This window comes from Streptomyces hilarionis (assembly GCF_024539675.1).
In the GTDB taxonomy this organism is placed as follows: domain Bacteria; phylum Actinomycetota; class Actinomycetes; order Streptomycetales; family Streptomycetaceae; genus Streptomyces; species Streptomyces hilarionis.
The window spans coordinates 1-456 of record NZ_JAHHIT010000440.1 but is presented as its reverse complement, the minus strand read 5'-3'; the positions used below and the strand labels follow the sequence as shown (position 1 = coordinate 456).

Below are 456 nucleotides of genomic sequence, written 5' to 3'. Positions count from 1 at the left end.
CAACAAAGGTAAGTCAGTCAGATCTTGCTCGACTTAGTAGCACCACCGTCGTGGGACGAACACAACGTGAAAAGCAAATGCGCTCCTAAAGGCTGCCAAGAGCCCAAGACCTCTCAAAGCCTCTGGTATGCATTCAGCCGGGCTTTTGCTGCGACGAAGCTCATTCCACGTAACGGAGCCACAAATACGTCCGACCAGAGATCGCCTGTGCGACTGCAGAGACCCGTGTTTGTAGGTCTTCATCGTTAGTGTTGTAGAGCGCACAGAAGTCTTTGGCTACGACGTTAGCAAGGGATGTATCAGGCGGTTCAGCACGAATGAAGCCGATGTAAGAAGCACCTACACCCATCAACTCATAGCCATGTGCTTCTGAAAAGTGACGCGCAACCGCAAAGTTTTTCGCAGGATCCAGGTCGGAAGTGAAATAGCCATTTGGAAAAGCCGCGAGTGCCTGGC

General features: G+C 51.8%; 1 protein-coding gene. It reads right to left on the bottom strand.

The genetic code is table 11. The features are described from left to right. Positions 1-160: 160 nt before the first annotated feature. On the bottom strand, positions 161-456 hold a 296-nt coding region (locus tag KMS84_RS43885; RefSeq protein ID WP_256921317.1), incomplete at its 5' end, for a hypothetical protein.